Below are 21,622 nucleotides of genomic sequence, written 5' to 3'. Positions count from 1 at the left end.
TATGGGCTAAGAATGCATAAAAAATAAGTACTTTGCAGGAAGATATGGTCAACAAAGAACACCTATACCAATATAACAATAAGCAACGCTGGAAACTGTTGCTCTTTCTTTTTGCGGCCTTCATAGCGGCAGCATCTCTACTATACACCAACTACTTAGTCAAAAACCTGTCGCGTTCAGAACGAACGAAAGCAGAAGTATGGGCGATGAGTACCAAGAGCATCATCAGCATGCCCGATGTAGACGATGAGTTCATCAGTTTTGTCTATGCCGTTCGTGACAGCCTATCCATCCCAGCAATTATCACTGATAGCGCGGGGAATATCATTTTTTGGCGTCAACTCGACAGTACAAAAACAAATATTCAAACACAAACAGACTCTGCTGTTACACACCTTGAGTATGATCCGGGTTACTTCCAAAAGCAATTGTCGCTCATGCAGCGCAATCACGCCCCTATCTACCTAAAGCTTGATACGGGTGGAACTTGGTTGGTATACTACCGAGATTCCGACGCTCTTCGCCAACTGCGCATATTCCCCTACTTACAATTGTCATTAATTGCGCTGTTCCTCATTATTGCCTATACCGTTTTTAATTCCATCAAAAAATCGGAACAAAACCAAGTATGGGTTGGTATGGCCAAAGAGGCAGCACACCAACTGGGCACCCCTATATCCTCGCTAATGGGCTGGTTAGAGCTGGTACGCATCAAATATGCGGCGCAAGACGATAGCATCCTCAACGAGATGGAGCGTGATGTGAACAGACTAGAGATTGTGGCCGATCGTTTTTCAAAAATAGGATCTACCCCTACCCTTACCAATCACCTCATCTATCCGGTGATTCTCGATTACATGAATTATTTCCGGATTCGCACCAGTGAAAAGATCCACTTTGAGCTTACCGGCGACAAAAACTTAGAGGCTAAATTAAACATACAGCTCTTCGACTGGATTATAGAAAATTTATTGAAAAACGCGGTAAATGCCATTGAGTCAGAGGGCAACATCAGCATTAATATTACCGACAACATTGCAAAAGAGGAAATTTTTATAGACATTAGTGACACAGGAAAAGGAATACCGAAGTCAAACTTTGAAACAATCTTCCAACCGGGCTTCACCACGCGCAAACGTGGATGGGGATTAGGCTTAAGCTTAACGAAGCGCATGGTGGATTACCATCAAGGACAAATATTCGTCAAAGAATCCGAAATAGGAAAAGGAACTACATTTAGAATCATACTTAAAAGCAACTTAAAATATGAACCCACTCAAGTCTGACGAATATCCAGCGATTTACAATCCTTATATTGAACAAGTTGTAGGCGAAGTGCTTGATGTACTCAACGAACAACTGGAATCATTTCCTGAATTTATAAAATCAATCCCCGATGATAAAGGTGCTTATACCTATGCGGAAGGAAAATGGACGATAAAGGAAGTGCTGTGCCACATCTTGGATACAGAACGCGTCATGGCCTATCGTGCATTACGCTTTTCTAGAAACGACATGACTGAGCTCGAAGCCTTTGAGCAAGACGAGTTTGTGCAAAATGCAAGACACAACGAGCGCAGCTTCGATAGTATTATACAAGAGTTTATCCACCTCAGAAAAGCCAATTTGCTTTTCTTCGAAAGCTTAAATGATAACGAACTGGAAAGAAAAGGAATGGCCTCCGGTCGACTTATTACGGTAAAGGCTTTTCTATATGTTATTGCAGGACACCTTACCCACCACAGAATCATTCTTAAAGAACGCTATTTAAACAATGAAAACGCAGTCAATCTGGTTTAGGGAATATTCCCTCACAGAAATCAACAGTATTTTCGCCCGATACATGACCGAATTCCTCTCCATCAAGGCGACGGAAATAACGGACAACACCATAGTGGCTAGCATGCCCGTAAATGAGCGTGTTTTTCAGCCTTTTAAAATTTTGCACGGAGGAGCATCTGTCGTCTTGGCGGAATCCATAGGCAGTGTAGCCTCCAACCTTATCGTAGACCCCGATAAACTGGTCGGTGTCGGCATGGAGATCAACGCCAACCACCTTAAGTCGGTTGCCGGAGGCACCGTTTATGCACATTGTACGGCCATACATATAGGCAAGAAAAGCCATGTGTGGGATATCCGTATAAAAAATGATCAGGACGAACTGATTTGCATATCGAGGCTCACCGTTGCCATAATAGATAAAAAATAATACAAACAATATAGGCTACCGTTTGTACTATAATAAAGAAACCCTTATAGCTAGGTTTCATGATACGGTTTAGATTTCGAAGAGACTATGCCCATCATAGTCTCTTCGCTATTGTAGATAATTCACTTCCAGCCTTTTTACTTTCAAAATATTTCAGTAGTCTTGTATAGGCAAACCGAATCCACTATCTACGCGCCTTAATTATGATTATTGAAAAACATCTTAGCATAATACCATGAATGTAACACCAACTGGGAGAACAGCATTCCGTCCTATGGCCATCTGCTGTGCCCTCTTCTTTATCCTAGGTTTTATCACTTGGGCTAATGGAACCTTAATTCCATTTTTAAAGATCGCTTGTAACCTAGAAACTGATCTACAAGCTATTTTAGTAACCTTCGCCTCCTACATTGCTTACTTCTTCTTAGCCCTACCTAGCTCTTGGATTTTAAAGAAAATAGGATTCCAAAATGGACTTGTCGTAAGCTTACTTATTTTAGGCTTGGGCTCTTTAATATTTATCCCAGCAGCTGATAGCAAAAGCTACGCCCTCTTCCTTACGGGTATTTTTATTCAAGGCTCAGGAATGGCTCTACTTCAAACAGCAGTAAACCCTTACTTAAGTATCATTGGCCCGATTGATAGTGCTGCACAGCGTATATCTATCGCTGGCTTCTTCAACAAATCGGCCGGTATCCTTGTTCCGATTATATTTGGAACCTTGTTTCTGAAAGATGCTGAAAAGGTAACCGCCAAATTAGAAGCGACAGTAGATATTGTAGAGAAAAATGCCATCCTCGATAAATTAATAACCCGTGTACACACGCCATACATCGCGCTAGCGGTTATCTTCGTGCTCTTCGCTATTTTCTTAAAATTCACCAAGCTGCCGCCAGTAGATGTAGATGCGGAAGAAGAAGTCGATGAATCGGCAGACAAGACTACTGTTCACAAGCAAAAAACATCCGTGTTCCAATTCCCTCACCTTTTCTTAGGTGCTTTAGCTATCTTTTTCTGCGTAGCGGTAGAAGTAATGGCGGGAGACATCATCGGAATATATGGCCGAGAACTGAATGTAGATCGTTTCTTTGTGACCTACGCGACCGCTTTTACATTAGCCTGTATGCTCGTTGGTTATATCGTTGGTATTATTGCCATCCCAAAATATGTATCTCAGCAGTTTGCCTTACGCGTATGTACTCTTGCAGGTATACTCTTCACCAGCTTATCGGTTTTCACAACTGGCACAACGTCGTTCATCTTTGTAGCCCTGTTGGGAATAGCCAACTCCTTAATGTGGCCAGCAATCTTCCCATTAGGAATTAAAGGATTGGGTAGATTCACCAAAACAGGATCCGCTATTATGATTATGGGTATCGCCGGTGGAGCCATCTGGCCATTAATTTATGGGTATTTAAAAGACTCTTTAAACATAGACTTCCAGCATGCCTTCCTATATGCGATGGTTCCTGCCTACTTATACATCCTTTTCTTCGCCGTAAAAGGGCATAAAGCAGGAAAATAGTACTATTAAAAAATATAACAAAAGAGCGTTTGTCCTACCGGTACAGGCGCTCTTTTGCGTATTGACGATATTTTTTACTTTATAGCGACCACTTTTTTCTAATAATCTCCCTATCTTTAAGTTGTTGAGGACTGGTCAACCAAGGTTTCACGATGTGCAAAGTTATGTTGCACGTTCAAACGAAGCATAACAACAAAAACTATATACAATGAAAAAAACACTTTTATCGCTTCTGATGACAGCAGGCTTATTGCTTTCGCTTTCTGAGGCAAATGCACAAGCTAAATTTCCGCAAGCAAGTAGCACGGCAAAAATCGAACAAACGGTTGGAATCCGTAGCATCCACCTAACTTACCAACGTCCAAACATCAACGCACGTACAATTTTCGGTGGTCTTGTTCCTTACGATCAAGTATGGAGAACAGGCGCTAACAACATTCCGTCGATTACCTTTGAAGAAGCGGTAACTATCGCTGGAAAAACAATTCCTGCTGGCACATACGGAATTTTCAGTATCCCTACGAAAGGCGACTGGACTATTATTTTCAGTAAAAACGAAAAACAATGGGGTTCATATCAGTACAAACAAGAGGAAGATTTTGTACGTTTCACAGCTAAAGCTCATAAAATAGCGGATAAAGTGGAGACTTTCACCATTGCTTTCGAAAATGTAACACCAAAAGGAACAGACTTAACAATTGCTTGGGAGAACACGAAAGTATCCTTCCATATTGCTGTAGATCAGTCTAAAGAAATCGTTGCATCTATCGAAGAAGCAATGAAAGGTGCAAAAAAACCATACTTCGCAGCAGCACAATACTTCTACACCAATGACCTTGACATTAAAAAGGCCGTAGAATGGGTTAATGAAGCGGATAAAGAAAATTCACAAGCAGCACACATTAAATACTGGAAAGCTAGAATTTTATTGAAAGCTGGCGATAAAGCTGGTGCTATCAAAGCAGCAACTGAAGGTGTAAACCTTGCTAAAGCAACAAATACAGAAGAATATGTGAAATTGAACACGCAGGTGATCAACGAAGCAAACAAAAAATAAGCTATATGCAACATGTAAAGGGTTCCAAATTGGAGCCCTTTATTATTTATATGCTTTTTAGCAAAGCATCATAAAGTATCTCTACCGGATGGTAAGCACGCTCTTGTACGCCATCTTTTATCTGATGACGACAGGAAGATCCCGAAGCAGCTACTAAGGCCTCCTTGGCCTTCGCACGAATTGTAGGAAAAAGAACAAGATTACCTATCTTTTGTGATAAGGCATAGTGCCTCTTTTCATAACCAAAAGACCCCGCCATACCACAGCAGCCCGAATTAATCGTTTTCACAACATAACCTTTTGGAATACCCAATACCTTCGCGACACCGCCCTGTAAGCCCCATGCCTTCTGCTGGCAATGCCCGTGCAGCAATATCTCTTTAGCATTATTTGTGAACTGACCCGACTGAATGCGACCAGCCTCCTGCTCCCGCAGTAGAAACTCCTCAATGGTTAAAGCATGCTTAGCCACCTGCTTCGCTTGATCCAGCAAGTCAAGCTCCACCAAATCAACATACTCATCCCTAAATGTCAGCACCGTCGATGGCTCTACAGCAACAAGAGGAATACCGGCTTCCAACAGTGGTGAAAAAACACGTACATTTTCCGTTGCTAATTTCTTCGCTTCACGCAAGAAACCTTTCGATATCAAGGCTCTGCCACTAAAGGCATGATTAACAGACAACACCTGATAACCAAGCTCCTCCAAGAGCATAATCGCCTTCTTACCAATCGCTACATCTTGATAATTCGTAAATTCATCAAAGAAGAAATAAACTTGCCCTTTCGGGCGATGTAGGACGGGTAGGCTACGCTGGGCAAACCATTGGCGTAGTGAAGTTCTTCCTATAGTGGGGATAGCGCGTTCGTCCGCAAATCCCAATACTTTTTTCAGCAATCTACTGCTCCACGACCAGGTAACCACAAGGTTGTAAAGTCGAGGAACATGAGCAGCCATTGCTGTCATTTGGTCTACATGGCCTACCATCCAGGTGGCCAAAGGCACCCCATTACTATCATGATAAGCCTGCAAGAAGTCGGCTTTCAGCTTGGCCATATCCACACTCGATGGGCATTCAGATTTACAAGCTTTACAGCTCAAACATAAATCCATCACCTCTTTAAGTTCGGGATGGTCAAACGGATTTTCCTTTGTCGAGGTCGTCAAAAGCTCACGCAACATATTAGCCCGTGCCCTTGTCGTATCTTTTTCCTCCTTGGTAGCCATATAAGAAGGGCACATCGTTCCGCCCGAAAGATGGGTCTTCCGGCAATCGCCAGAGCCATTGCACTGCTCGGCGTGTTGCAAAATATTTTGTCCCGCATAGCGAAATACACTAGGTATCGCTCGCTGTTCCTTCCCTGGCGTATAGCGCAAGGAGCTATTCATAGGTGCTGTATCAACGATCTTACCCGGATTGAAGATACCTAGCGGATCCCACGTTTTCTTGATACTTTGCAAAAGCCCATAATTACGCTCCCCTAGCATCAAGCTAATAAATTCACCACGCAGACGGCCATCACCATGTTCGCCACTCAGCGAACCGCGGTAACGCTTCACCAGGTGGGCAATTTCCGTAGCCACCAACCTAAACTGCTCGTTACCTTCTTTTGTCTTTAAGTTAAGGATAGGGCGTAAATGGAGCTCACCAGTTGCAGCATGCGCATAATGCACGGAATAGAGATTATGCTTGGCCAATGTAGCGTTAAACTCAGCAATATAAGCAGGCAAATCGGCCACATCAACCGCTGTATCTTCGATAACAGCCACCGGCTTATTATCTCCAGGCGTATTGCTCAACAAGCCTAAACCCGCTTTACGCAAATCCCAAACTCTTTTTTTATCAGGACCCAAAATTAGTGGGAAAGCATAGCCCAGACCAGCATGACGCATCTCGGCCTCCACAGCCATCACTTTAGCACGGATAGCCGTTTCATCGGCTCCGTCATATTCAACAACCAAAATAGCGGCAGGATCACCTTCGACAAAAAAGTTATTCTGCGCCTGCTGCATATTATTTTTGGTGCATTCCAAGATATAATGATCCATCAGCTCGGCCACAAGTGGCTGATGCTTTAAGGCAATCAGATTAGCTTGTAGCGCATCATCTAACGTATCGAAATGTATACATAGCAGGCCCGAAGGTTGGATAGGAAGGTCTACGAGCGCTAGTTTAATGGAAGTAATAAAGGCTAAGGTGCCTTCCGAGCCACAAATAAGCTTGCAGAAATTAAAAGGAGCTGCGCCCGCCGTAAAAGGATCACTCTCAAGCAACAAGTCGATTGCATAGCCTGTATTTCGACGTTCAATGCTTGGTTTTGGAAACTCAGCACGAATCTCTTCTTGATTGCCATAGTCACTCAGCAAGCTGCGAATATGCTTGTAAAGCTGCCCTTCCAAGTCCGTTTGTTCACACTTCGCACAAAAAGCGTCAAAATCCAAGGCCTTAAAAGTAACCAATGAACCGTCACTTAAAATAGCCTCGACTTCTAAACAATGCTCCCGTGTGCTTTTATAAATTAAGGAATTGGAACCACAAGAATTATTGCCTACCATTCCGCCAATCATAGCACGGTTGGCAGTAGATGTCTCCGGACCGAAGAAGAAACCATGAGGCCTCAAATATTGATTCAACTCATCACGAATAACCCCCGGCTGCACCTGTACCCACCGTTCCTCCTTATCAAGGCTAATAATATCCGTAAAATAACGCGATATATCCACCACGATTCCGCCCCCGACGACTTGACCAGCAAGGGAAGTACCTGCGGCACGCGGAATCAAGGAAAGTCGCTGCTCGGTAGCAAAGCTAATCAACGTTTGTAGGTCACCCACGGTGCGCGGGATAGCTACCGCTATCGGCATCTCCCGATAGGCAGAAGCATCTGTCGCATACAAGATGCGCATCTGCTTATCCCAATATAAGTCGCCCGCTAGTGACGTTGCAAGCTGTTGAAAAAGCCTTTCCCTCTCCATCTTTTCGTATTATTTCGCCTCTCCTGTAATTTGAGTTGTATAGGTACTTTCAAATATCTTATCCGCATTATTCGCTTCAAATCCCTCTCTACGGTGTTCCGGACGGATATCCGCCTTCGGTAAATCAGCAAATTTAGGTAATACCCCACGCTCTGCAAATTCGACATAACTCCCCGCGATGGGCAACATTTTCCCGTCGGCAAAAGTAGCATCATACAAGGCCGACACGGTACTACTTTGACGTAGCAAACCATCCGCACTCGTTTTAATTTTTCCACCGGAGCTATTAAGTTTGATGCCTATGCTTTCTAAAAAGGCATTAAAGGCCTCTAGCGTATTGTAGCCTTCGGGTAAGGCATGAATACTAATTGTATAATGATTGAGGTAATAGCGGTTGTAAATCGCCCAAGCGGCATATTCACTCTCGGCAAGTAAAGTTGTATACTCTTCCGAGGTCGGCAATGCCCATAAAGGCTTCTGCAAAAAATTCGCCACCTTTTGTCCATTTTGCAAGTCTAGTGTATCAACAGGGTCGACAACAATCGCATCGGTATACCGGTGGATTATGGCTTGCACCGCTGGACTTAATGCCTCGATAATTAATTCAGACACAAAAATACGTGGGTAATCCGGATTCGCTGGTGCATACCAATACGCATTTAGCTTCTTCTCTTCAAAGTAGAAGTAATCCTTGCGTGTATAACCATAGGCCAAGAAAATCTTTTCAAAGGAGGCAATTCCAAGATGAGGAACACCTAAAGTACGAAAGGCGATATGATCATTGACAATATCAGCTTGCTCCTGAATGATAGCTTTAGCCAATAAGCTGTTTGTAATTTTTGACACATCAGTCACATGTTGGCGATAATGTGCAAACAAATCATTTAAGACAAAGTCTAAAGGTTCTTGCTCTTCAAAATGCATAGCCGAAAAATTTGAGGTTTACAATGCATTAAATCTAAGCATTCATTCGAATAATAAAAAGAATTTATAAACAATATTCGACACGAAAGCATAAATATCGAATTAAATACGAAAAGCGCTACAAGTCTTCTTTCAATATTTTCTCTAATTCTTCGGGTGTCAGGTTCATGTTTACATTACCATCTTTGGCAAGCGAAATTTGTCCTGTTTCTTCCGATACAATAACCGCAATGGCTTCCGACACTTCCGTCACACCAATAGCGGCACGATGTCTCAATCCAAATTGAGGGGGTAAATCTTCACTATCTGACAAGGGCAATACGCTGCTCGCCGTCATAATGCGGAAGTCAACAATAACAACCGCCCCATCATGAAGCGGACTATTCTTAAAAAAAATGGATTCTAACAAGCGTTTGGACACAGGCGCATCAATATACTCCCCACTCGATTGATAATATTCTTCATCAAAGTAACGAGAGAATACCAACAAAGCCCCTGTACGCGATTTAGACATGCTACGGCAGGCTTCAATGATTGGTTTTATCTGCTCGGCATGATCAACCTGACTCGTGCGCTTATTCCCGAGGAAAGACCATAAGAATTTCTTCCTCCGCAAGGAGATATTTTTTCCGATATGAATCAAAAAGCGTCTTATCTCCTGCTGGAACACGACGATTAAAGCGATAGACCCGACAGAAATAAAACCACCAAATATCTCCGTCAGCAGGCGCATCTCCATTTGCTTCACGACAAGATATACGCCGTAAAACAAGAGTAATCCTACGAGAATATTAACCGCGATGGTTCCCTTTATCAAACTATAGATATAATAGATGATAATGGCTACCAGTAGAATATCAATGATATCCAACAACCGGAAGCTACTTAGTATGTTTAAATCAAATCCCCCCATGTATAAGATGCAATTTAAGAAAATTATAACAAGATTTTTTGTTTATGCTTTAATCCTATTCCACGAATTTAATTGAGGCCTATATTTTCAAGGTAAGCCACAGCCCTTAAAAATAATTTAAATACGCTTTTGCGCCCCTGAACTAGGTAGAAATAGATACATTTGTAAGACTAAATCATGTGTGACTATGACTAAACTATCCGTTAATATCAACAAAATTGCTACGCTACGCAATTCTCGTGGTGGCAATACGCCGAATGTATTAGCCGCAGCCCTAGCCTGTGAGCGCTTTGGTGCTGAAGGAATCACGGTACACCCACGTCCTGATGAGCGCCATATTCGCTATCAAGATGTGTATGACCTCAAAGCAGAGATCACTACAGAATTCAATATTGAAGGAAACTGTCAAGAACAGAAATTTATTGACTTGGTATTAGCCAACAATCCAACGCAAGTTACGCTAGTGCCTGATGCTCTTGGTCAAATAACGTCAAACCACGGTTGGGACACCATCAAAAATAGAGACTACCTAAAAGATATGGTGAAGCTTTTCAAAGATAAAGGTATCCGTGTATCGATCTTTGTAGACCCTGATGTTGACATGGTAGAAGCGGCCGCAGAAACAGGAACCGACCGTATAGAGCTCTATACAGAAGCCTATGCTGAAGGATTCGGCTTTGATTCGGCGGCAGCCGTTGCCCCTTATTTTCATGCCGCCAAGAAAGCACAAGAAGTAGGCCTAGGCCTCAATGCAGGTCACGACTTAGACCTCAATAATTTAAAATATTTCAATGAGCATATCCCAGGATTACTGGAAGTAAGTATTGGTCATGCCCTAATATCGGATGCCCTATACCTAGGCTTAGAGGAAACCATTAAACGTTACCTCGCTAGTTTAAAAGCATAAAAAAAGGAGAGCTAAGCTCTCCTTTTTTTATTTAATACCTTTAAATATTCTACTCCAACGAATCTTCGATAAGAAAGATCCTTGTTCATCGTAACTCATCCATGTAAATAAAGCTTTACCTACAATGTGGTCTTCAGGCACAAAGCCCCAACCACGAGAGTCTAACGAATTATGGCGGTTATCACCCATCATCCAGTAGTAGTTTTGCTTGAACGTGTAGCTTGTAGCCTTTTGATCGTTCACATAATAACCATCTGCTTTTTTCTCAAACTTATTACCCTCATAATCACGAATAGCACGCGCATATAAAGGCACACTCATCGAGTCTAAAGGAACAGTCCATCCTTTAGCAGGAATAGTAATCGGACCGAAGTTATCAAAGTTCCATAAGTATTTAGAGCTATGTGGATAGGTATCACCTAAAATGGTACTCTTATCTAAAATTCCAATCACGACAGATTTAACATTACCCCAGCTTTTTACTATCGCAGCCTCATCCTCCGTCATATAAACACGGAAGGTATTCGGCTGATTTACGGCCGAATATTCTAGTCGTAAGTCATCCATCTTCTGCTTATTCAACCCTGAATCATCCGTATACACGTAATAATCCATCTGCATCTCTGCAGGCACAACAGCTGGCTTACCATTTATCACAAGTTTAGCCTCGTGCATCTCCACGACGTCACCCGGCAAACCTACACAACGTTTGATATAATTCTCACGCTTATCAATTGGACGTGTAATAATGGTAAACTGATTGTGAATTGCTTCTTTACCCATGTAACGAACCATATCAGCATAAGTCTGATCTGGATATTCCAAGATTACCGTATCTCCCGCAGGGTAGTTGAAAACAACCACATCATTACGTTCTATTTTCTGGAAACCTGGCAAACGTTTGTAAGGAAGCTCAATAAGCTCTGAATATGCTTTACCACCCGTTATCGGCATGGTATGGTGCGCAAAAGGAAATGCTAATGGCGTCATCGGAATACGTGGGCCATAGTTTAATTTACTGACGAACAAGAAATCGCCAATAAGTAAAGTACGCTCCATCGATCCCGTAGGAATCATGTACGCTTCAATTAAGAAACCACGAATCAGTGTTGCAGCAACTGTAGCGAATACAATGGCATCTGCCCACTCGCGAACGACGGTCTTCTTATATGGATATTTCTTCTTAAACTCTTCTGTATTTGACTGACCTAAGTATTTCACCTTAGGATCGCGACCCCAGATAGGCAATACAATAAATGGACAGATAACAGCCGCTGCCGTCTCCCAAAATCTGCGTTTGCCGAAGCTCTTTAAAAGATCAAAATACAAACCGTAGAAGATGAATATATTCACAATAGGCACTAACAAAAGTAATACCCACCATGCTGGACGACCCGTCAATTGCGTCATCACGTATTCACGATAAAAAGGAATAATAGCTTCCCATCCTTGTTTTCCGGCCTTCTTAAACAGTAGCCATAAACCATAGATAAAGAATATCGTAAACAGTGCAAAAATTATATACCACATAGTATAAATCAAATTATATTTTTATAAGCCTCCCGCTCAGTATTCCGCTGCGCGGGATATATTTTAACGGCTTCGCTTACGCTTGATTAAAATCAAACATATCCGTCACCTGATAAAAACCTTTTTTACCAAATAGCCACTCGGCCGCAACAACCGCGCCAAGGGCAAAGCCTGCTCTATTATGTGCAGTATGCTTAAACTCGATTTGATCAACCTCCGAGCTGTACACCACCGTATGCGTACCCGGAACCTCCTCGATGCGTAGACTCTCGATTAATAACTCATCGGCTTTTGGAATAACTTCGTCTCCCTCACCTACCAAATCATTAACCCATGTTTTCTTATGGTCAACGCCATTTAAGATACCTTCCGCAATGGTAATAGCCGTTCCACTAGGGGAATCCAACTTATGCACATGGTGAATCTCTTCAACCTGCACATCGTACTGCTTATACGGGTTAATCGCTTTCGCCAATAACTTATTGATATGGAAGAAAATATTCACGCCAATACTAAAGTTTGAACCAAACAATAGCGATTGATTTGTATCGATACAGATGCTCTCTACTTCATCCAAATGCTCATACCAACCTGTGGTACCGACTACAATCGGCAGATTAGCTTCAAAACAAAGGCTGATATTTGCCAACGCGGCAGCGGGTTCGGAAAAGTCTATCGCTACATCTGCTCCTTCTAAATCTTCGGGAGCTAAGGATTCACGGTTATCTTTATCGACAATAAGGGCAATTTCATGTCCTCTTTTAATGGCCAACTGTTCTATTTGTTGGCCCATTTTGCCGTATCCTAACAATACTATTTTCATATAAATATTAGGTTTTCTAGTTTAGGTTCATTGTAAGTTTTAAGCCTGGAGCAACAGCAGCGCCTTGAAAAGACATGCTACCTGTGCCACCAACAACAGGCATTAAAGTTGGTGATAATTTCATCGTCATATCGCGACCGATATTCCAGCGGTTTTTAAGCATCGAGTCCGTATAGGCCTCAATAACGTTAATTCCCCACCAACCGATGGTCAATAAAACGGTAAGATCACGATTACGACGTGCGTAATCTTTCTGATTAATCAAACCGCTTTCTGTCCAGTTTTTTAAATCGGCATCATCCGACGGTACACCAGGATTCGATATACGAAAATCAAGCTCATTCAAGAACTTCTTATAATACCACTGCCAGTAATCAATAATCAAATACGAAGCGGTAAATCCACCGTAAATAACCGGTACTTTGATCCACCACAGCCCTTTATTGGTATACTGACCCCAGCCCGGCACCATCAACGAACGACGCCACGCCACGCGCGACAGATGTTCGATTTCTAATCGAGCGGAATCTTTCTTAATTCCATTATAATAGTACTTTTCGCGCTCCTGCTCCGCATGTATACGGGCTTTTTTTTCTTTACGCGTTTCCTTCTTCACGGTGTCTTGTGCAACTTTATCCTTCGCCAACAAAGAGTCGGCGACGACTTTCTTACTCAAGCTATCAACAGAAACAGGCTTTGTTTCTTGTGCTACCGCTGCAAAGAACAGAAACAAATAAAAAAAAACGCTGACAATATATCGCATTACCAATCTAATAATTCCAAAATACGGCTCAAATCATCCTCACTATCAAATGGAATTTCAATAGCTCCTTTACCACGTGCATTTTTTAAGTTCAATCGCACACGTGTTGAAAAACGAGAAGCTAAATCATCTTCAATTTTTTGATATTGAAAATCAAGTTGCTTTCCTACCTCATGCTTCTTAGGCTTAGACTGCTGTTGGATATTTCTAACCAAAATCTCCGTCATACGTACGGATAAGCCTTTATCTAAGATCTCTTGATATACAAACAACTGTTTATCAACCTCGCCAACATTAATCAAAGCACGCGCATGGCCCATAGAAACCTGTCCATCGCGAATACCTGCCTGAATAACTGGCGGAAGCTTCAACAAGCGCAGGTAGTTAGTCACCGTAGAACGGTTCTTACTGACACGCTCGCCCAATTCCTCTTGTTTCAAGTTACACTCCTCAATCATGCGATGAAAACTTAAGGCAACCTCAATGGCGTTTAAGTTCTCCCGTTGAATATTCTCAATCAAGGCCATTTCCAACATCTGTTGGTCATTGGCAGTACGCACGTAAGCAGGAATTTCATCGATACCAGCCAACTTGGAAGCACGTAAACGACGCTCCCCACTAATCAGCTGATACTCATCTTTGCCAACCTGTCTAACGGTGATTGGCTGAATCAACCCTTGTACCTTGATGGAATCTGCTAACTCGATTAAAGCTTGCTCATCGAAATCTGTACGTGGCTGAAACGGATTTACCGCAACCTGATCAATGCGTATAAAATTGATGCTTCCAGCAGCAGATACTACTGTATCTTTAGCGCCACCTTGTGGAGCAACAAGGTTTCCTCTAGAAACCTCAATATCTTCACTCTGCAATAATGCACCCAGTCCTTTTCCTAACCCGGTCTTTCTTTGTAATGCCATACTATACTGTTGCTGTTTGCGTTTCTTCCATCACTAAACCATTCTTTTGAAGGATCTCGCGTGCCAAGTTCAAATAATTGATAGCTCCTTTACACGAAGCATCGTGCATAATGACAGAGATACCGAAACTTGGTGCTTCACTCAAACGCGTGTTACGTTGAATAATTGTATCGAATACAAGTTCACTGAAATGCGTACGTACCTCTTCAACAACTTGATTTGATAGACGTAAACGCACATCATACATCGTCAATAAAATACCCTCGATTTCTAAGCTTGTATTTAAGCGTGTCTGAACAATCTTAATTGTATTCAACAATTTACCTAATCCTTCCAATGCGAAATACTCACATTGAACCGGGATAATAACGGAATCAGATGCCGTCAAGGCATTAATCGTAATCAATCCTAAAGATGGCGAACAGTCGATGATGATAAAATCATAATCATCCTTAATCTGCTCGAGCATTTTCATCATTTTATATTCACGTTCGTGCATATTGATCATCTCGATCTCGGCACCAACTAAGTCAATATGTGCTGGAAGTAAGTAAAGATTGGGCGTATCAGTTGCTTGTATCGCATCATGCGGATCCAAATCGTTCACCAAGCACTCATAGACGCTAGCCTTGATGACGCGTGGGTCGAAACCAATACCTGACGTGGAATTTGCCTGTGGATCTGCATCCACTAACAATGTCTTGTGTTCCAAGACTGCTAAACTAGCTGCAAGATTGATGGAAGTCGTCGTTTTACCTACACCACCTTTTTGATTAGCAATTGCTATAATTTTTCCCATGAGATTGAAATCCTTTAGTAATCTAAACACCAATGGCCTAGCATCCTTTCAAAATTAATTTAAATAAACATGCTTTGTTGCATAGAAATGCTTAAATCATGTTAAAATTAGTACTTTTGACCCGCACGCTTACCCGTAGGCTAAGGGTGCTAAGATACAAAAAATAGAACAATCACTTTATATTGATTTTAGGCTTTTTCCTAACAGGTAATCAACATGAATCTAATCATCGCAGGAACAAACAGAGAACAGAGCAATTCACTAAAAGTAGCACAATATTATCAGAAACATTTAGCGAAAAAAGGAGAATCCTGGCAACTATTATCATTGACAGACCTGCCTGCGGACATCAGTATTTCAAACCTTTACGGAAAGAAGAGCCCTGCTTTTGCGGGCATACAAGATATCGTGTCGGCAAGCACGAAGCTGGTCTTCATTATCCCGGAGTATAACGGTAGCTTTCCTGGTATTTTAAAAACATTTATTGATGCTTGCGCATACCCGATGTCGTTCCATCACAAAAAAGTTGCACTGGTAGGCATCTCCACAGGGCGCCACGGAAATATCCGCGGATTGGACCACTTCACAGGTGTATGCAACTACCTTCGCATGCATGTATTACCGCTTAAGGTATACCTCCCACAAATTCAACATAGCATTGATCTGCAAGGAGACTTTCATGAGCCGGGAAGCATACGTTGTATTCAAGAGCAGATTGAGGAAATCAACCTATTCTAAAGAAATACAAAAAGCATTAGATTGTACCCTTAACGATGCTCTCTAATAGCTCATCCAAGTTAAAGCGGAATTGCGCTTGTTCACTTTTGCTAAACGGTAGGTTTTCTTTTTCCTGATCGTAGTAGAACATCCGCCAGTCGCCATCGTGGTATTCTAAAGCGGATAGATTTTCCACCCAATCGCCAGAATTCATATACACGCAGCTTCCTTTTTTATTTTCTACCCGTCGAATCTGTGGCTGATGAATATGTCCACAAATCACGTAGTCATACTTATTCTCAATCGCTAGATGAGAAGCAGTATCTTCAAAATCAGTGATAAACTTAACCGCCTCTTTCACGGAGTTTTTAATACGCTTGGAAAGCGAATATTTTTCTTTACCGAACTTCAACAAAGCCCAGTTCACAACATTGTTAAGCTGAATCAAACGATCATAACCCCAGCCTCCCAACTTCGCCAACCACTTGGCATGCTGTACGGAAGCATCGAACACATCGCCATGGAAAATCCAAGTACGCTTGCCTTTTAAATTCAGCAGCAATCTATTCGTTAAGGTGATCTGTCCCAGCTGCATCTTCCCAAACTTACGCAACATCTCATCATGGTTGCCCGTAATGTAGACCACTTCACAGCCTTGATAAGCTAAGTCTAAAATGTATTTTAGAACGCGTAAGTGCGACTCTGGAAAATAACTTTTCCGAAACTGCCAAATATCGACGATGTCTCCATTTAGCACAAGCATCTTAGGCTTTATCGAAGAAAGATATTGCAACAACTCTTCCGCCCGACAACCGTAAGTACCTAGATGTACATCAGAAATAACAACAAGTTCAACTGCTCTCTTCATAATCGTTTTTTCAAAATAAGCAGAATAGTATGAATTCAGTATTTCGTATAAATTAAATAATCATTATATCTTAAAAAAGAAAACAACAGCCTCATTCAGAATAATATTCGTAAAATTTGACCTACTCAAGAATGTTACCTATCTTTAAGTACCCTTTATAGATTGATTATGTTGAAAATTCAAGTGAAAAATGAAACAGGCCGATTACGCGCTGTTATCCTTGGCATCGCCAATGAGAATGGCCCTGTGCCTACGATAGCCGATGCTTACGACCCTAAGTCGGCCGAACATATAAAAGCAGGAACTTATCCCGCGGAATCCGATATGGTTTTTGAGATGACAGCCTTTCAGCAATTACTAGAGCGCTACGGGGTAACGGTCTATCGGCCAAAAATCATCCCCAACCTAAATCAAATCTTTACGCGTGATATAGGCTTCGTCATTGACGACACCTTCGTAAAAGCAAACATCCTACCCGATAGGGCCGAAGAGTGGGAAGCTATAGCCTTTCTCACCCAGCAGATAGATCCTTCAAAATTCATAGAAGCACCGCCCGAGGTACATATGGAGGGAGGCGACGTCCTGCTATGGAACGACTACATCTTTGTTGGCACCTACCATGGTGCTGACTACGCTAATATCAACACGGCACGAACCAACCAAAAAGGAGTTGACTTCCTCACCGAATCGTTCCCTAAAAAGAAAGTTAAAGCGTTCGAACTCATTAAGTCTATGACCGATGCTCGAGCAAATGCATTACACTTAGATTGCTGCTTTCAGCCGGTAGGCACTGATAAAGCAATTATCTATCCTGGAGGATTTAAGCACCGAGAAGATTACCAATACCTCGAAGACCTATTTGGTAAAGAAAACCTATTTGTAATTGATGCCGACGAGATGTACGCTATGTTCAGCAATGTATTCTCCATCAGCGACAACATCGTTGTATCCGAAAAAAGATTTGACAGACTCAATCATTGGCTACGCGAAAAAGGATTCCGAGTGGAGGAAATACCTTACCATGAAATTGGTAAACAGGAAGGTCTTTTACGCTGCTCTACCCTCCCACTATTCCGAGACTAAATTGCTAATGTATGCAACAAACGACAGACACCCTGCTACTGGTACGTCCATTTTCTTTTCGGAAAAATGAGCAAACGGCTGTAAATAATTATTTTCAATCGGATTTACCTAGCGACACCGCCAATGCGGATGCACAAGCAGAATTTGATGGCTTTGTAAGCAAACTGCAATCGGCAAAAATAAACACCATCATCCTCCAAGACAGTGGACAATGGGACACCCCGGACAGCATTTTCCCTAACAACTGCCTATCGACACATCAAGGAATAGCCGTCCTCTACCCCATGTTTGCCGAAAATAGACGATTAGAGCGCAACATAGATTACGTAGACCACCTCCAGAAGCGTGGCTACAAGATCACTGAAGTGGTTGACTATACACCGGAAGAAAGTGCGCATCTTTTCTTGGAGGGAACAGGCTGCCTTATCTTAGACCGCATCAACAAGATTGCCTACTGCTCCCTATCCGAGCGTGCGCATGAAGAAGTAATATCACGTTTTTGTAAGGATCTCAACTATCAACCCTGCATTTTCGAAGCCAAACAAAGTGTGGCAGGAGAGCGAAAAGCTATTTACCATACCAACGTTATGCTATCTGTCGGGCAGTATTTTGCCGTCATTTGCCTAGACAGCATTGATGATGTGGCACAACGTGAAAAGGTGCTGGCACAACTCCATCACAGCAAAAAAACAGTTATCATAATTAGTGAAGCACAGATGCATGCATTTGCGGCCAATATATTAGAGGTAAAATCTACCGAAGGGAATCCATTCATCATCATGAGCAGCACGGCCTATCATAGCTTTGACAACAGCCAACGGGAGGCCTTAGCCCAATTTGGTGCGCTCATCCACACCCCATTAAACACGATAGAAACAGGAGGTGGCGGCAGCGCACGCTGCATGGTGGCCGAGATTTTCTAGGTTAAAAAAGCATGCTGGAAGCATACTTAACGCAATATAAAAGGAGCCACTTTACAAAGCGGCTCCTTTTTCTATGCTACACGTACAGTTTGCCTAATGGCGAACCATTCGTTGATTAATATTCAATTGGGAAATTAAATTCCACCGTACCATTTTCTGATACCCCAGTTACGCGGACAATATTACGTTTGGAGTTCGCTAAAGCAGATTCTACATCATCCACACTATTCACAGCCTTACCGTTTACTTGCGTAATCACTAAGCCTTTTTCTACTCCGAAATACTCAAACATACCACCTCTACGTACTTGCGTTACCACAACACCTGAGTTAACACCAAATTTTTTCTTCTGTGCGTCCGAAGCTGGCGTGAAGCTGGCGCCTAATTTATTGAAGATCTCGGTAGCACTTTTACTGCTTCCCTCTTCATCAGATGCCTTTTTAGTATCTTGAGGACGTAAAGTCAATGTTGTTTCACGCTCTTTACCATCCCGCTTGAATGTAATTTTAACTTTGTCGCCAGGGCGAAGACGCGCAACACGTTCTTGCAAATCAGATGATGAATAGATCACATTACCTTCGACTTTCGTCAACACATCACCTTTTTTGATACCCGCATTTGCTGCCGCTCCATCTTTAACTACGTCTTGAACGAACAAACCGCTGACGTCCTCAATTTTGTACTCTTTACGAACAGCCTCGTTAATTTCATTGAACGTTACGCCAATATAACCACGCTGAACAGCACCAAACTCCTTGAAGTCATCCATGATTTTCTTAACCAAATCTACTGGTATCGCAAATCCATAACCTGCATAAACTCCCGTAGGCGAAGCAATAGCTGCATTAATACCTATCAGCTCACCTCTTGTGTTCACCAAAGCGCCACCGCTATTTCCTTTATTAATTACGGCATCCGTTTGAATAAAAGATTCAATTGCTGTATTCACCATAGGCTCATTACGCTGTCCATAAGGTGAACGCTGATTTTGTTCACCTAAGATTCCGATTTGTCGACCTTTGGCACTAACAATACCTGCTGTCACGGTAGACTGCAAACTTAATGGATAACCAACAGCCAATACCCACTCTCCAATCTGCACATTATCTGAATTACCAAAGCGCACAAATGGCAAACCTGTTCCACTAACCTTCAATAAAGCTAAGTCAAAATCAGGATCACGACCAATTACTTTTGCTTGGAACGTACGTTTGTCTGTCAACTGCACCTCAATCTTATCAGCATCTTCCACGACGTGGTTATTTGTTACAATGTAACCATCTTGCGAAATCAATACGCCAGAGCCCGAAGCCTCTGCCTGCCTAGGCTGACCACCACCACGCTGTTGAGGCATGCCGAAAAACTCTTCAAACATATCAAACGGAGAACCGCCGCCACCGCCGCCACGACCAGAACTCTTGGCCGTCATGGTTACTTTAATATGAACGACGCCTGGAGAGACGGCCGCAGCCGCTTGTGTAAAGTCTGGATTGCCCGCAGAAGAGACTAAATCTGCTCCCGTGCTGCTTGCTCCTGGATTTTTTGCATAGAACACTTTTTGTTGTTCTTCGAACGACATATTGTTCATTTGCTTGCTCTCAAAAACCTTATATCCTCCTATAGCAACAGCTCCACCGACGAAAGCTGTCAATAAACTTATTCCTATTTTCTTCATAATCTATTTACTCTAATTATCTTTAACCATTCTTATTGTATGGCTTATTCAAATGTAATACCATTAGGAATGGCACGACAAGTTTTGTCAGTTAAAAAATGTTAACACAGAGCTTCTAAAGAGCTATTTAACAAGATTTAACGTATAGACAGCGCTTTGTAACAAGAATATTAATTTTAAACGTAATTTTCAAACCAATGTCTACAAAAATTAGATTTTCGAAATACCAAGGTGCGGGCAACGACTTTATTTTAATAGACAACAGAATGTCTACTTTTGAGCGCGCAAACACCGACCTTATAGAGAAACTCTGTGATCGCAAATTTGGAATAGGTGCAGACGGATTGATGCTCCTTCAATATACGGAAAATTTCGATTTCGAAATGGTTTATTACAATGCGGATGGACGTCCAAGCACCATGTGTGGCAATGGCGGACGTTGTATTGTTGCTTTCGCCAAAGACTTAGGCATTGTAGATAAAGAAACTGCCTTTTTGGCTGTAGACGGACCACATCATGCCTTCATCCAAGACAATCAAGTCGACTTAGGCATGATTGACGTAGACACTGTTAGCCGTGATGAAGATGCCTACGTACTCAACACAGGGTCGCCACACTACGTTAAAACGGTAAGCAAGCTACAAAACCTTGATGTATATACCGAAGGTTATACCATACGCAACAATGACACCTATGGCAAGGAAGGTATCAATGTAAACTTCGTGGAGAAAGAAAATGATGGTTACTTTGTGCGCACTTTCGAGCGTGGCGTAGAAGATGAAACCTTAGCATGTGGCACCGGGGCAACAGCAGTAGCCATGGCTATGGCTATAGCGGAAGGAAAAGAAGGCGAGATAGAAATACCAATTCGCGTGTTGGGAGGTCAGCTTTACATTGCCTTCAACCGCCAAGGGCTTCATTTTACGAACGTTAGACTTAAAGGACCTGCTGATTTCGTCTTTCAAGGAGAAATCTAGAGAAAAGATAGACAAACCCATTAAAACAGGCT

20 protein-coding genes are annotated in these 21,622 nt (G+C 42.3%); 10 read left to right on the top strand and 10 right to left on the bottom strand.

Features of this window, described 5'->3' with window-relative positions:
• Positions 1-44 precede the first annotated feature (44 nt).
• From WH223_RS13285 to WH223_RS13265, 5 genes are all read left to right on the top strand, one after another.
• A complete protein-coding gene (locus WH223_RS13285; protein ID WP_340048215.1) occupies positions 45-1,286 on the top strand; it encodes a sensor histidine kinase in 1,242 nt (413 codons plus the stop codon).
• Complete coding sequence (locus tag WH223_RS13280) at positions 1,267-1,800, top strand: DinB family protein (protein WP_340048214.1); 534 nt, start codon at positions 1,267-1,269, stop codon at positions 1,798-1,800. The genes WH223_RS13285 and WH223_RS13280 overlap by 20 nt, the downstream gene beginning before the upstream one ends.
• Positions 1,775-2,209, top strand: a complete 435-nt coding sequence (locus WH223_RS13275; protein ID WP_340048213.1) for a hotdog fold thioesterase — start codon at positions 1,775-1,777, stop codon at positions 2,207-2,209. Before WH223_RS13280 ends, WH223_RS13275 begins: the two co-directional genes overlap by 26 nt.
• 235 nt (positions 2,210-2,444) lie before the next feature.
• Positions 2,445-3,734, top strand: a complete 1,290-nt coding sequence (locus tag WH223_RS13270) for a sugar MFS transporter (RefSeq protein WP_340048212.1) — start codon at positions 2,445-2,447, stop codon at positions 3,732-3,734.
• A 208-nt stretch (positions 3,735-3,942) separates the two neighbouring features.
• Positions 3,943-4,791 (top strand): DUF2911 domain-containing protein, encoded by an 849-nt coding sequence (locus WH223_RS13265; RefSeq protein WP_340048211.1) that lies wholly within the window; start codon positions 3,943-3,945, stop codon positions 4,789-4,791.
• A gap of 46 nt (positions 4,792-4,837) precedes the next feature.
• On the opposite strand, the gene WH223_RS13260 is transcribed toward WH223_RS13265, so the two are convergent.
• The 3 genes from WH223_RS13260 to cdaA form a co-directional block, all read right to left on the bottom strand.
• Positions 4,838-7,768: an FAD-binding and (Fe-S)-binding domain-containing protein gene (locus tag WH223_RS13260; RefSeq protein ID WP_340048210.1), complete on the bottom strand. Its 2,931-nt coding sequence runs from the start codon at positions 7,766-7,768 to the stop codon at positions 4,838-4,840.
• A gap of 9 nt (positions 7,769-7,777) precedes the next feature.
• Positions 7,778-8,692, bottom strand: coding sequence for a DUF1338 domain-containing protein (locus WH223_RS13255; protein ID WP_340048209.1), 915 nt, complete (start codon positions 8,690-8,692; stop codon positions 7,778-7,780).
• A 118-nt stretch (positions 8,693-8,810) separates the two neighbouring features.
• Positions 8,811-9,605: a diadenylate cyclase CdaA gene (gene cdaA, locus WH223_RS13250; RefSeq protein WP_340048208.1), complete on the bottom strand. Its 795-nt coding sequence runs from the start codon at positions 9,603-9,605 to the stop codon at positions 8,811-8,813.
• A 187-nt stretch (positions 9,606-9,792) separates the two neighbouring features.
• On the opposite strand from cdaA, the gene WH223_RS13245 reads away from it, so the two are divergent.
• Positions 9,793-10,512: a pyridoxine 5'-phosphate synthase gene (locus WH223_RS13245; RefSeq protein WP_340048207.1), complete on the top strand. Its 720-nt coding sequence runs from the start codon at positions 9,793-9,795 to the stop codon at positions 10,510-10,512.
• Between the two features lie 27 nt (positions 10,513-10,539).
• Here WH223_RS13245 and lepB read toward each other — a convergent pair whose 3' ends face one another.
• The 5 genes from lepB to WH223_RS13220 form a co-directional block, all read right to left on the bottom strand.
• On the bottom strand, positions 10,540-12,042 hold the full coding sequence (gene lepB, locus WH223_RS13240) for a signal peptidase I (RefSeq protein ID WP_340048206.1): 1,503 nt from the start codon (positions 12,040-12,042) through the stop codon (positions 10,540-10,542).
• Between the two features lie 76 nt (positions 12,043-12,118).
• Positions 12,119-12,865 carry a 4-hydroxy-tetrahydrodipicolinate reductase gene (gene dapB / locus WH223_RS13235; RefSeq protein ID WP_340048205.1) on the bottom strand — a complete coding sequence of 249 codons (747 nt, stop codon included), beginning with the start codon at positions 12,863-12,865 and terminating at the stop codon, positions 12,119-12,121.
• A gap of 16 nt (positions 12,866-12,881) precedes the next feature.
• On the bottom strand, positions 12,882-13,628 hold the full coding sequence (locus WH223_RS13230; RefSeq protein WP_340048204.1) for a DUF5683 domain-containing protein: 747 nt from the start codon (positions 13,626-13,628) through the stop codon (positions 12,882-12,884).
• Entirely contained in the window at positions 13,628-14,548 is a 921-nt protein-coding gene (locus tag WH223_RS13225; protein ID WP_340048203.1) for a ParB/RepB/Spo0J family partition protein, read from the bottom strand. Before WH223_RS13225 ends, WH223_RS13230 begins: the two co-directional genes overlap by 1 nt.
• Position 14,549: 1 nt before the next feature.
• Positions 14,550-15,347, bottom strand: a complete 798-nt coding sequence (locus WH223_RS13220) for a ParA family protein (protein WP_340048202.1) — start codon at positions 15,345-15,347, stop codon at positions 14,550-14,552.
• Positions 15,348-15,563: 216 nt separating this feature from the next.
• On the opposite strand from WH223_RS13220, the gene WH223_RS13215 reads away from it, so the two are divergent.
• Positions 15,564-16,085, top strand: coding sequence for an NADPH-dependent FMN reductase (locus tag WH223_RS13215; protein ID WP_340048201.1), 522 nt, complete (start codon positions 15,564-15,566; stop codon positions 16,083-16,085).
• 16 nt (positions 16,086-16,101) lie between these two features.
• Here the strand turns inward: WH223_RS13215 and WH223_RS13210 are convergent, their stop codons facing one another.
• Complete coding sequence (locus tag WH223_RS13210; RefSeq protein WP_340048200.1) at positions 16,102-16,932, bottom strand: UDP-2,3-diacylglucosamine diphosphatase; 831 nt, start codon at positions 16,930-16,932, stop codon at positions 16,102-16,104.
• 168 nt (positions 16,933-17,100) lie between these two features.
• On the opposite strand from WH223_RS13210, the gene WH223_RS13205 reads away from it, so the two are divergent.
• Complete coding sequence (locus WH223_RS13205; RefSeq protein WP_340048199.1) at positions 17,101-18,015, top strand: dimethylarginine dimethylaminohydrolase family protein; 915 nt, start codon at positions 17,101-17,103, stop codon at positions 18,013-18,015.
• Between the two features lie 11 nt (positions 18,016-18,026).
• Entirely contained in the window at positions 18,027-18,938 is a 912-nt protein-coding gene (ctlX, locus tag WH223_RS13200) for a citrulline utilization hydrolase CtlX (RefSeq protein WP_340048198.1), read from the top strand.
• Positions 18,939-19,053: 115 nt separating this feature from the next.
• On the opposite strand, the gene WH223_RS13195 is transcribed toward ctlX, so the two are convergent.
• Positions 19,054-20,613, bottom strand: a complete 1,560-nt coding sequence (locus WH223_RS13195; protein ID WP_340048197.1) for a Do family serine endopeptidase — start codon at positions 20,611-20,613, stop codon at positions 19,054-19,056.
• A gap of 197 nt (positions 20,614-20,810) precedes the next feature.
• Here WH223_RS13195 and dapF point away from each other — a divergent pair, with 197 nt between their 5' ends.
• Positions 20,811-21,590: a diaminopimelate epimerase gene (dapF, locus tag WH223_RS13190; protein WP_340048196.1), complete on the top strand. Its 780-nt coding sequence runs from the start codon at positions 20,811-20,813 to the stop codon at positions 21,588-21,590.
• Positions 21,591-21,622 lie beyond the last annotated feature (32 nt).

This window comes from Sphingobacterium sp. MYb382 (assembly GCF_037572665.1).
Taxonomy (GTDB): domain Bacteria; phylum Bacteroidota; class Bacteroidia; order Sphingobacteriales; family Sphingobacteriaceae; genus Sphingobacterium.
This window is presented reverse-complemented; position numbering and strand designations above follow the sequence as displayed.

Coding starts and splice junctions, on each gene's coding strand:
- WH223_RS13285 (WP_340048215.1), top strand. CDS start 45: ATGGTCAACAAAGAACACCTATACCAATATAACAATAAGCAACGCTGG.
- WH223_RS13280 (WP_340048214.1), top strand. CDS start 1,267: ATGAACCCACTCAAGTCTGACGAATATCCAGCGATTTACAATCCTTAT.
- WH223_RS13275 (WP_340048213.1), top strand. CDS start 1,775: ATGAAAACGCAGTCAATCTGGTTTAGGGAATATTCCCTCACAGAAATC.
- WH223_RS13270 (WP_340048212.1), top strand. CDS start 2,445: ATGAATGTAACACCAACTGGGAGAACAGCATTCCGTCCTATGGCCATC.
- WH223_RS13265 (WP_340048211.1), top strand. CDS start 3,943: ATGAAAAAAACACTTTTATCGCTTCTGATGACAGCAGGCTTATTGCTT.
- WH223_RS13260 (WP_340048210.1), bottom strand. CDS start 7,768: ATGGAGAGGGAAAGGCTTTTTCAACAGCTTGCAACGTCACTAGCGGGC.
- WH223_RS13255 (WP_340048209.1), bottom strand. CDS start 8,692: ATGCATTTTGAAGAGCAAGAACCTTTAGACTTTGTCTTAAATGATTTG.
- cdaA (WP_340048208.1), bottom strand. CDS start 9,605: ATGGGGGGATTTGATTTAAACATACTAAGTAGCTTCCGGTTGTTGGAT.
- WH223_RS13245 (WP_340048207.1), top strand. CDS start 9,793: ATGACTAAACTATCCGTTAATATCAACAAAATTGCTACGCTACGCAAT.
- lepB (WP_340048206.1), bottom strand. CDS start 12,042: ATGTGGTATATAATTTTTGCACTGTTTACGATATTCTTTATCTATGGT.
- dapB (WP_340048205.1), bottom strand. CDS start 12,865: ATGAAAATAGTATTGTTAGGATACGGCAAAATGGGCCAACAAATAGAA.
- WH223_RS13230 (WP_340048204.1), bottom strand. CDS start 13,628: ATGCGATATATTGTCAGCGTTTTTTTTTATTTGTTTCTGTTCTTTGCA.
- WH223_RS13225 (WP_340048203.1), bottom strand. CDS start 14,548: ATGGCATTACAAAGAAAGACCGGGTTAGGAAAAGGACTGGGTGCATTA.
- WH223_RS13220 (WP_340048202.1), bottom strand. CDS start 15,347: ATGGGAAAAATTATAGCAATTGCTAATCAAAAAGGTGGTGTAGGTAAA.
- WH223_RS13215 (WP_340048201.1), top strand. CDS start 15,564: ATGAATCTAATCATCGCAGGAACAAACAGAGAACAGAGCAATTCACTA.
- WH223_RS13210 (WP_340048200.1), bottom strand. CDS start 16,932: ATGAAGAGAGCAGTTGAACTTGTTGTTATTTCTGATGTACATCTAGGT.
- WH223_RS13205 (WP_340048199.1), top strand. CDS start 17,101: ATGTTGAAAATTCAAGTGAAAAATGAAACAGGCCGATTACGCGCTGTT.
- ctlX (WP_340048198.1), top strand. CDS start 18,027: ATGCAACAAACGACAGACACCCTGCTACTGGTACGTCCATTTTCTTTT.
- WH223_RS13195 (WP_340048197.1), bottom strand. CDS start 20,613: ATGAAGAAAATAGGAATAAGTTTATTGACAGCTTTCGTCGGTGGAGCT.
- dapF (WP_340048196.1), top strand. CDS start 20,811: ATGTCTACAAAAATTAGATTTTCGAAATACCAAGGTGCGGGCAACGAC.